A 10,726-nucleotide genomic window follows, 5' to 3' on the forward strand; every position below is an offset into this window, starting at 1 on the left:
AGCCATCATGACGAGCAGCGACCAGAGCAAATCAGTTATCTCAGAACCTGCCTGAGGTTATCTGGGACTACAAGAGAGTCACGCTGTATTGCGCTTGATGACCAGCGGTCCATAGCCCTGGCAAGTAGGCATCATTTCTATGTGATTGATATTTACATGCGCAGGTAAAGTGGCGATCCAATACGCTGTTTCAGCAATATCAACAGCAGTCAGCGGTACTGTGCCTTCATATACCTTGGCTGCCGCATCATCATTGCCGCGGAAGCGCACATTGGAAAACTCAGTGCCACCGCACAGGCCAGGGGCAATATTGGTAGCACGCACGCCCGTACCAACCAGGTCAGCGCGCAAATTACGGGTGAACTGATCGACAAAAGCCTTGGTAGCGCCATAAACATTGCCGCCTGGATAAGGTGTTTCACCAGCGACTGAGCCGATATTGATAACCGTACCAGTACCGCGCGCCACCATGTCTGGCAGGATAGCCCTGGTGACTGTGACCAAGCCCTTGGTATTGGTGTCTATCATGGTATCCCATTCATCCTGGGAAGCCAGATGCGCTGGCTCTGTCCCCAAGGCCAGACCGGCATTGTTGATCAGCACATCGATATTTTTCCATTCGGCACTCAAACCAGCCAGGGCTTGTTTGATGGAATCCTTGCTGGTGACGTCCAGCGTCACTGGTAACAAAGCAGCACCAAGTTCAGCTTTCAAGGCGTCCAGTCTGTCTGTACGGCGGGCGGCAGCGATGACTTTATGCCCTTCACGGACAAATTTGCGCGCCATTTCCTCACCAAAACCTGAACTTGCGCCTGTAATTAATACGATCATGCTGAATTCCTTAAGTTTTTGTAGGTAATTTGTCTAGCTGGCTTATCAGCCTCAATACATACTATTTTAAGTGCTTTTGTCATCCAATACTTGAGCGTCGAAAATTTCGAGATACATACTTGTGCGAAAATTAATTTTTCCAATAGCAACGCTGACACTTGCCCATTCAAACGCCATCACGTAAAATCCAATCACCATTTCATTTCACGTGACTGGCGAAACGGCCAACTCTGCTCTCTTTTGTAATTACGACGAGCAAGAATTCTGGCCAAAGATGGAGATCCATCGGGAAGCGTGAGATTTCGGAGTCAATCTGACTCCAGCCGTGCGCCTGGGTAGCCTGATGGTAAAAGCAATGAGGCTGCCCCACATCCGTTTCAGACACCTCATTAACAACAATCATTGTTTATTAACAGGAATAATCAGGAACCGCCATGTTTGCAAAAAACCATACCCTCGCCAACGTAGATCCAGAACTGTTTGCTACGATACAAAAAGAAAACGTCCGTCAACAAGAGCATATCGAGTTGATCGCCTCTGAAAACTATTGCTCCCCAGCCGTCATGGAAGCCCAGGGCTCCCAGTTGACCAACAAATATGCTGAAGGCTATCCAGGCAAACGCTATTACGGCGGTTGCGAGCACGTGGACGTGGTTGAACAACTGGCGATTGACCGCCTGAAGCAATTGTTCAATGCCAATTTCGCCAATGTACAGCCTAACTCAGGCTCACAGGCCAACCAGGGCGTGTTCTTTGCCTTGCTGAACCCAGGCGACACCATCATGGGCATGAGCCTGGCTGAAGGCGGTCACCTGACCCACGGCATGCCTTTGAATATGTCCGGCAAGTGGTTCAATGTGGTGTCTTATGGCCTCAATGCGCAGGAAGATATCGACTACGATGCCATGGAAAAACTGGCACGCGAAGCCAAACCAAAACTGATCATCGCTGGTGCCTCTGCGTTTGCGCTGCGCATAGACTTTGAACGCTTCTCCAAAATTGCCAAAGAGATCGGCGCTTACTTCATGGTTGATATGGCTCACTATGCGGGCTTGATCGCCGCAGGCGTTTATCCAAACCCTGTGCCTTTCGCTGACGTCGTTACATCGACTACCCACAAGAGCCTGCGTGGCCCACGTGGCGGTATCATTTTGACGAATGATGAGGCAATCGCCAAGAAAATAAATTCCGCGATCTTCCCAGGCTTGCAAGGCGGCCCCTTGATGCATGTTATCGCTGGTAAAGCGGTTGCATTCAAAGAAGCACTGACACCAGAGTTCAAGGCTTACCAGGAACAAGTCGTCAAGAATGCTGCAGCCCTGGCAAACACCTTGACTGAACGTGGTTTGCGTATTGTTTCTGGCCGCACTGAATCACACGTCATGCTGGTGGACCTGCGTCCTAAAGGTTTGACAGGCAAGGAAGCCGAAGCCATACTGGGTTCTGCCCATATGACATGCAATAAAAACGGCATTCCTAATGATCCGCAAAAACCTATGGTCACTTCTGGTATCCGTTTGGGCAGCCCAGCTTTCACTACCCGTGGTTTCAAGGAAGAACAAGCCGTTAAAGTAGGTAATCTGATCGCTGACGTACTCGACAATCCGCATGATGCAGCGACGATAGAACGCGTGAAGGCTGAGGTCAAACAATTGACTGATGCATTCCCAGTGTATCAAGCCTGATTTATCACGCTCAATATCCAGGTTTGAATTCAAGCTTGGTATCATGCCGCAATAAGCAGGCTCTGGAAGCACAATAAAAAAAGCCACTCAGACGAGTGGCTTTTTTATAAAAGCAATAAAATAAACAGGCATCAAAGTCTATTAGCAAGTAAGCCAGTAAATTAACGGATCCCTATACGCCATGAAATGCCCATTTTGCCATCACGATGACACCCAGGTCATTGACACCCGCGTTTCAGAAGAAGGTAATGTCATACGGCGTCGCCGCCGCTGTGCCGACTGCGACAAGCGCTTTACCACGTATGAGCGTATAGAACTGGTGATGCCCGTCATCGTCAAGAAAAACGGTAGCCGCACAGAATATGAAACCGCCAAGCTGCGCGCCAGCCTGATGCTGGCTCTGCGCAAGCGCCCGGTATCAGCCGAAGCAGTCGAGACAGCGATACAGAGAATAGAAGAAAAATTATTGTCCAGCGGAGAGCGCGAAGTCATGTCCGGCCACTTGGGTGAACTGGTCATGCGCGAATTGAAACGCCTCGACAAAATCGCCTACATCCGCTTCGCTTCTGTGTACAAAAGCTTTGAAGATGTATCCGAATTTGCCGAGGCGATACAAGAGGTCAGGAAGAGCTGAGAGAACTGCTCTTCCTTATTTTCTTACTTGGTCCAGCAAGTATCAACACTTGCTGTGTTACCAACATTCGATCTTGCACCAACTTCATTGATGACATACGTGCCACATACATCTGTTGCCATACGACCACCAGCTTTTGGTACAGCACGAACACTAAAGGTAGTCGCAGTAGGGGCAACGGCAAAACTGATGTCATAGTCGACCGAACTACCACTGGAACCTACCGGACTAACGAGCATAGGCAAAACAACTGCGGTGTTATCACGCATCCTGTCATAACGGTCATTGGCAGTTAAGAAACTCTGCATAAATTGTGCATTTTGCATGAGAACAGAACGGGCATCCGCACGTCGGCTACGTCTGACATTATCGGTGTACGCAGGAATGGAAATCGCTGCCAATATTCCCAAAATAACGACTACGATCAACATCTCTATCAACGTAAAACCTGCTTCAGATTTCTTAATTAACACTTGGACACCTCTTTAATTTTAATCAAATGCAGTTTAGTCACTACGTAAAATCTGTTTCCAGATACGTCTTGTAGGATTGTAACTTGGAATAATAGACGTTGCCGTTGTGCCATTGTTAGACAAGCCACTACCAGATGAGACTGGTTGATAAATAATTGCAGAACGTCCATTTTTCAGCAAAGTTGAACCAAAGGTCAGCCCTCCTTGTTTACCACCTATGATGGAGTCAGCAGCATCCACTTTGTTGTCACCATTGGTATCAAAGGTCGGGTAAGGGAAAACACCACCATTCAAGGCATTCAAAATAAATGTCGTTGATTTGCCATCAGACGAACAAGTATCTATTGCACTGGCTGGAATAATAGTTGTGAGCACAACCTCATCAAAGAATACTTGTGGGTCTATGGTAACGCGTTCACCAGTACTCAAATTCAAATCTATATACCAACCGCGCTTGTTCGCCCAGTCAATAGCGTCGGTGCTAACACTATAGGCACTAGAACCAGACCAGCTTAAAGTATGTCTTTGCAAGGACGACTGACTGCCAGATATTTTATCAGGCGAAGTAACACCAGTAGCCCCTGTTTGATCCCACACCCCGTATAAAGACTGGACATCGGTAGTCAGCGCATCTTCAGTCTCATAAATTTTTCCTGTACCAAACAATATCATCATACCGCCACGATTATGCGGAATCATGTCAGGTTGCACAGTAATGGGTTGTACAACGCTACCCAATTTTGCCTGGAATAGAGGGCTACCAGAAAATGCAACTGTAGTACCTGTACTTTTCGCGTCAAACTTCCATAAATTACCTTGCAAATCACCTGCAAAGATAGCCTTGATTGTAGCATCAGCCCCTACTACCAATCTTGGAGTAGCCAACCCATTAGGTGTGCCTGCACTGCCTACACCCGTATCTATTTTTGTAACAGCCCCATCTGTGAGACGAATGATGAATAACATGGCTTTTTTGGACAAGCTTTCATAGCCATTTCCCATGACGGCAACCCAGTCACCATTTGGCATGCGCCCAATTTGTGGAGTGCCAATGGTATATCCCAATTCAGGCTGCGTTGTGGAGTTGATTTCCCACAAAATTTTGCTTTCGCTAAAAGTTGGGCGTGTAGGTACGGTAATATCCATCGCAAAAACGCCTCTGCCGCCAGCTCCAGTCGTACCAACCAGGGCAGTCTTCCAGCCGCCATCATAATAATCACCTATGCTAGGTGTGCCATCCACAAAAAATCTGTGCCCATACGTTGTACGTGACAGAAGAGGCAAGTTACTCATGACAGTTTTTGGAACATAGGCAAATTCTTCTACACCCGTAGTTCCATTAATAGCATGCAACATACCATCATTGGAACCAATGTAAACCATAGGTGTACGCGTGTATTTACTCAGCAAATATGCCCCGTATGTGCTTTTACCAGGTGTACCAGCAGGCAAGTAGCTATAACCACTATCATCACCTTCTTTAACATATTGAGGAGCAGAGTTAACAAAATCGCCAAATGGTACTGTGCGTGGACGGAAACGACTCAAGTCCGGGCCACCAGCTATGTAATCGACAATATCAGTTCCTGTTACTGTGCTGGCAGGGTAAGTAGCCGCTTCAATATCAAAATAGGCCTTATCTGTGACTGCAAGGTTGGTGTAATTAAATACCTTCCCCTTCACGGCTGAATCAATGTAGGTAAAGATATTATTTTTTCTGGTTGAAAATGTTGGCGTAACGGCAGTCCAACCATTACCTGTAATAATACCGTCGTCATTCAACAACCTTTGTATTAACTGACCTGACCAGTCTGATGTACGGTAAGTCGAGGTGAAGATACTACTACCTGCACGCACAGTATTACTGGATGTACCAACGGCTGCGGCGTCACCAACACGCTCTGCTATCGTGTTTAATGAAGATTCCAACGCATTTGCAAACTCAGTCGGATTAGACGCACTAAAATATTTACCGCGCGAATTAACAGCAGCATGCCACAAATCGTCGATTTGATTTTGTGTGTCTGTAGCCTGTGGCCATTGTTTAGTACCAGCAGTCAATGCAGGCAAATCAGTTACCGGGTCAAGATTACCTTTAACACCCAAACCAACCGTAAACTGCGTCAGATGTTGCCAGAAAGCAGGGTCAGCCGCAGTGACGGGGACATTTTTCTTGGCCGCAGTCCAGTCAGGGCGCAAATCATTTACCCAGTAATAAAAAGCAATATCTGCCAGCGTATCACTATAGGTATCTGTATATGGTTTAGCAGCGATGTATTTGTACGTGGAGGAATTAGGTCCTGTAATTGTTGGCCCATCAGTGCCGTCATAATTACCATTGCGCCCGCCAGCAGCCGCCGCACCATTCCAATAACCGTCCGTCATCAAAATATTGTAATTTTGACGGCAAGTAAGTTGCGTCGTAGTTGCGCCAACACCATTCGCAGTCTGCCATGGACCAGTATTTGACGTATCTTTGAAATATTGCCCCACATCATCCACCGCATTACGCAATGGCGTACCAGCAGCTGGCATCCTCTGTTTATATAAAGTATTCAGGAAATTGGTTTTGTTGGTAGCACTAAAATCATCAGTTACCTTATTAATTACTGTGCCACTCGTATTAATGGTACCGAAACCAACCCGGATTGCTGAGCTTTGCTTGGAAAACGCCTGGCCACTGCCGCCACGTGCAGTCAGAATACGCGAACGATGATACTGGAACCAGTTTGCAAAATTTTGTAATTCTTGCGTGATTGTACAGACTGTCAATGGGCAATCTGTCCTGGCTGGTGCCTTGGCAGGTAAAGTGGTACCGACCTTGATTTCAACCCGGGTAAAACAAGTCAATATGCTGGTAGTACAACTGCCGCCACCATTATAAATATAGTAGAGCGCTGGAAAAATGGTGTGCGCAGTCGTTTCATAATCGCTGGCATCATCTTTCAACCAGGAATAGGTTCCTGCGGCGAAGGTCTGATTTTGCGTCAAGTCGATTACGTTGGTGTTAGTACCACCAGTTGGTGCAACTGGATTATATAAAGCTGCAGCAACATTTGCAGGCGACATCAGCCCACCACCTGGCGCTACCCAAGGCTGATACAAGACTTTTGGATCATAGTAAGCCTTGTTAATATCGGACGAGCGCCAACGTGCGACGGTAATATTATGATTAAATCCTACAACAACCTGATTAGTTGAACCATAATCACCAGCACCGCCAACATTATATAAATTTGCAGGTTTGGGAAATACATTTGTCACCCAGCAAGAATGGCCTGTGTTTGCACAGTAGTTATCCATCTCGGTACCTTTTGCCTGCCAGCTACTGCCATTCCAGTATCTGTCCAGTGTTGGATCACCAGTTTTTGGAATATCGTCGGGCATCATCTCAAACATCATCGAGCCCGAGTCATCCAGTGTATAAAAAATGTTAGGTGGTACATTAGGCTTGACCAAAGGCGGCGCATTTGAAATTGTGGCGTACGCCATGCTTGGTGCAATTAATTGCCCGAACAAGGAGCCAATCAGGCAAGCAATTAGCGATTTATTTATTTTCTTCATGGTCTTCCCCTGAGTATGCATTTGTCTGTGGCTATTGATCACTAATGATCGAAATAGACCTCAAGCAACACTTATCTACAAACAGCATGCACTAATGTTCAGCGAACATACTGCTTTGAATAAAATCTGATTAAACAATTCTCTTGAATTTAAAAACGCTTAAGTTGCCGAACCAATATAAAGGACGACTTGTAGCCAAATAACTGAAAGATTCGAAGTCCCTTGACCCCGTGCGGTAAATACATATGCGTATTGCGTCCCCGCAGTGATTCCACCAGCATTCGAATTACTACCACCAGCAAGGACAGCACCAGTCTTAGGCTTGTACCATGCCTCTATCATGCACTCTGGTTGTTGTGCTGGGTCCAAATTAGCGACAGTACCTGCAGGCAAACGATATCCCCTGGCAGCCCAGTTAGATCTGACAGCCCAAAGCGACGGGGCCGGATTTGAAGCATCTGCTTGTTCATACTGATTAACAGGTATGTTGCCGATAGTTTTATCAAGGCCAGCAGGCAAAACGTCACCTTTATTGGTTAACTCAAAATCCCTTTGACAAAATCGCAAGGCTGTTTCAGCCGCTTGAAATGCCAAATTCTGTTCTCTCAGGCTGCGGGAAAAACGTTCTTCCTGAGTTGCACGCCTGACCGCAGTAATAGCTAACATGGTCAACACCAGTAAAAAAATCATGGATGTCAACATCACGAATCCACGCTGCGATGAATGATTCTTGATCATAAAGTCCTCCCGTTTGTGCGGCCACGCAAGGAAACCACAGTAGAAAATGCAGAATACAGTCGTTTGTCAGCAGCCGTGACCAAGGCACCACTACAATCACGATATTTCTGCGGACTAGGAGTAATGTTGTCATTGGCTGAGCGCATGACAAGACAAATCTTCGCTGACAGTACTTTATAAAAACGATCTGCCATTAGCAATTGAGTCTCTGGCGGCAATGCGGTAATGTCTGGATCTTTGTATGCGGGCAGAGGTACCGATGAGGTAGGCCCTAAAGAGGCTGCAGTATAGAAACCATCAACAGATTGGTTATCGTTTTGATCGTAACCATAAGTCACTTTCATATCTATAACATTGTCCGCAATTGGTTGTCCTGGTAATAAATTTCCGGCTCCTGGAGTTCCACCATTGCCTGCGCAAAATAACTCGCGGCGATTTGTGACAGGATTCAATTGCACATAAAATCGATTTTCTACTATGCCACTAGCAACCGGCTGCCCGAGACAATCGGCTGGAACGCCAGCACTTTGATTTGAGTTGACACCATCAATTACATAACGAACCAAAAATGAATCTGGCGTAGTACCACCTGTACAAGTCATAGGGACAGCTGTAGGTGCTGTAAAACCACCTGTGCATCCTTGTATAGCTTGTCCTGCACCAGTATAACTGGTGTCACCACCACCTGATTGGCGAGATGGAGAGGCATCCACCAATTGACCATATCCCGCCATACGCACATTGAATGCCATCGTTGCCAAAGCCAGCCTGCCGTCTTCTTCAAGTAAAGCCTTATCATCTGTGACTCTATATGTCTGCGTATTGGTTACATATAAAGTGCTCACAGCCAGCATGATAATTAAACCTATGGCCATGGAAATCATCAATTCCACCAAGGTGCGGCCTTGTGCATAACGTAAATTCATATTTTTCATATTTACCTCGGTTATGGTGTAAACCTGACCGTGAAACAACGCACCCCGGCTCCTGGTGCTGGCGGCGCACCCACAGGACATGTAGGATCAACAATAGCCAGATTAGCCTCCTTCCACATAACGATGACATCGTATCCTGTTGGCACGACGGGGACGATATAGCCAGCGCCATCATTCAAACGATTTGCCAAGCCTCTTTGCCATTCGTTAATGTCCATTGCAGCAACCTCAGCGGCAGTACAGATAGGTGCAGCACAAGTCGGCATGGCAGGCAAACTTGACACCGTCGTAGCATAAGCGGTCGTATAAGTGTATGAAGTCGCGCCAGTAACCGGATCTCTTACACCCTGACCATTTGCACGCATGCGCTCACTTAAATCATATGCGGCCTGAGTAGCTTCAGTACGTTGATTGGCAACTTTCAGGTATCGCATAGTGTTTGCCTGTAAGCTGGCAACACCCAATAAACCGATTGCAATGATGACTATCGTTACAACAATCTCCACCATCGACGCACCGACCTGTTTATCAAAATTATGTAGTTTCATGTTGTTCTCAATTACATAAAGCAGATTTGGAGACTAATATGCGTCCACCAAGACCGACACATACATAACGGTCACGGGAAGTGTCGGCAGCATCATTGCCCTTCACGAAGAATTGCACTGCGCCACCCATATTTTGCCCTGTCGCATTAAAAGTCAACGCCTGGACATTTGGGTTCGGAACTACCGATCCTTCTCCAAAACTGCGCATAACTGATGGCTGAACAAATAACAGGTCCTCACCAGCATTGAATTGTGTATCCCCATTTAAATCCTTAAATGCTATCCAACCACTTGCCCATCCTGTATTACCAAGAGGGTTACTGACCACAGCGGAACAACTAGGTACGATAGCTTCTGGGTTATCACTTTTACATATCACTATGCCACCACCACGTTCACGTGCAGCAGCCTTCACGACTAACAAATCATGCAGAAGCGCGTCCGTGGTAGTCCGTACACGAGCACCACTGACAGTTCTTTGAAATTGAGGTACAGCGATCGCGGTAATAATCCCGATAAGAGCCACGACAATCATCACTTCGATTATGGTGTACCCGCTTTGTCGGTCAGATTGGTGTTGGTATTGGCTAGTCATTGTTGTCACCTTAGTTTCAAGCATGATATGCGTATTGCATCCCGGAATCAAAAGCTAGTCGATTAACGGTATGCTTACACTGATGAGTGGATATTGAAAGTTGTAACCATTGCCTTAAGACCTAAGTTTATACCACCTCAATTACCATTTGATTGTTAACTTAAGACCTGTGTTTAAGTTCCAGGTAAGCAAACATCTCTGTATATCGACGAGCACCACTAGACTCCGGCCTCAGTTTCGAGGCTTGTTATCCCGAAGAGGAATATTAGTGCGCAAAGAGCTTTGCTAAAACTTTTGGAAGAACAAAGATACATGCATGTAGATGCCAAGACCTGAACTGCAACTTTGCTGCTAATACTGACGATGCGGGCAGTCATCCGCTCAGGTTAGAAGAGAATTAGCCTGATGATCGTCGCTCCAGCGGATGCTGGAGCCCGGTGTCGTTGGCTGATTGGCTGATCGGCCGAGCGGTGAGCGAGATGAGAGAATAAGTGACCAGAGGTGGTGCGCGCAGCGTGTCCGCCCTACGTTGGGAGGCCAAGTGGCCCGGAAACAAGATAAGAAACCAAGACAGATGGTTTTGCTTGATGTCTTGTTTTTTGTATTTTCGTTTTCGTTCGCCCAAAAGCAAAACCCCCGCTTAACTAAATAAGCGGGGGTATGCGGAATAAAAGCCTGACGATAACCTACTTTCACACTGGTTGCAGCACTATCATTGGCGCG

General features: G+C 46.7%; 10 protein-coding genes and 1 riboswitch. Of the genes, 2 read left to right on the top strand and 8 right to left on the bottom strand.

All coding sequences use genetic code 11. The features are described 5' to 3' along the window. Positions 1 to 78: 78 nt before the first annotated feature. Complete coding sequence (locus tag AC3WQT_RS25790; protein ID WP_492708389.1) at positions 79 to 831, bottom strand: SDR family NAD(P)-dependent oxidoreductase; 753 nt, start codon at positions 829 to 831, stop codon at positions 79 to 81. Between the two features lie 198 nt (positions 832 to 1,029). Then, positions 1,030 to 1,175: riboswitch (ZMP/ZTP riboswitch) on the top strand. A gap of 90 nt (positions 1,176 to 1,265) precedes the next feature. On the opposite strand from AC3WQT_RS25790, the gene glyA reads away from it, so the two are divergent. Both glyA and nrdR read left to right on the top strand, forming a co-directional pair. Beyond that, complete coding sequence (glyA, locus tag AC3WQT_RS25795; RefSeq protein ID WP_492708391.1) at positions 1,266 to 2,516, top strand: serine hydroxymethyltransferase; 1,251 nt, start codon at positions 1,266 to 1,268, stop codon at positions 2,514 to 2,516. A 181-nt stretch (positions 2,517 to 2,697) separates the two neighbouring features. Beyond that, positions 2,698 to 3,150 (top strand): transcriptional regulator NrdR, encoded by a 453-nt coding sequence (nrdR, locus tag AC3WQT_RS25800; RefSeq protein ID WP_423010852.1) that lies wholly within the window; start codon positions 2,698 to 2,700, stop codon positions 3,148 to 3,150. 23 nt (positions 3,151 to 3,173) lie between these two features. Here nrdR and AC3WQT_RS25805 read toward each other — a convergent pair whose 3' ends face one another. The 7 genes from AC3WQT_RS25805 to AC3WQT_RS25835 form a co-directional block, all read right to left on the bottom strand. Further along, positions 3,174 to 3,623, bottom strand: a complete 450-nt coding sequence (locus AC3WQT_RS25805) for a type IV pilin protein (RefSeq protein ID WP_492708393.1) — start codon at positions 3,621 to 3,623, stop codon at positions 3,174 to 3,176. Between the two features lie 33 nt (positions 3,624 to 3,656). Beyond that, positions 3,657 to 7,187, bottom strand: coding sequence for a pilus assembly protein (locus AC3WQT_RS25810; RefSeq protein WP_492708395.1), 3,531 nt, complete (start codon positions 7,185 to 7,187; stop codon positions 3,657 to 3,659). Positions 7,188 to 7,346: 159 nt separating this feature from the next. Next, the gene (locus AC3WQT_RS25815) at positions 7,347 to 7,925 is read right to left on the bottom strand and encodes a pilus assembly PilX family protein (protein ID WP_492708397.1); all 579 of its coding nucleotides are present in this window, start codon (positions 7,923 to 7,925) and stop codon (positions 7,347 to 7,349) included. Continuing rightward, complete coding sequence (locus tag AC3WQT_RS25820) at positions 7,922 to 8,860, bottom strand: PilW family protein (protein ID WP_492708399.1); 939 nt, start codon at positions 8,858 to 8,860, stop codon at positions 7,922 to 7,924. The genes AC3WQT_RS25815 and AC3WQT_RS25820 overlap by 4 nt, the downstream gene beginning before the upstream one ends. Positions 8,861 to 8,871: 11 nt before the next feature. Continuing rightward, positions 8,872 to 9,408 carry a type IV pilus modification protein PilV gene (gene pilV, locus AC3WQT_RS25825; protein ID WP_492708401.1) on the bottom strand — a complete coding sequence of 179 codons (537 nt, stop codon included), beginning with the start codon at positions 9,406 to 9,408 and terminating at the stop codon, positions 8,872 to 8,874. 7 nt (positions 9,409 to 9,415) lie between these two features. Continuing rightward, positions 9,416 to 10,027 (bottom strand): GspH/FimT family pseudopilin, encoded by a 612-nt coding sequence (locus tag AC3WQT_RS25830; protein ID WP_492708403.1) that lies wholly within the window; start codon positions 10,025 to 10,027, stop codon positions 9,416 to 9,418. Positions 10,028 to 10,384: 357 nt separating this feature from the next. Next, the coding region (locus AC3WQT_RS25835; RefSeq protein ID WP_492708405.1) for a hypothetical protein at positions 10,385 to 10,726 on the bottom strand (342 nt) is incomplete at its 5' end.

It is taken from the genome of Undibacterium sp. FW305-107 (assembly GCF_058788535.1).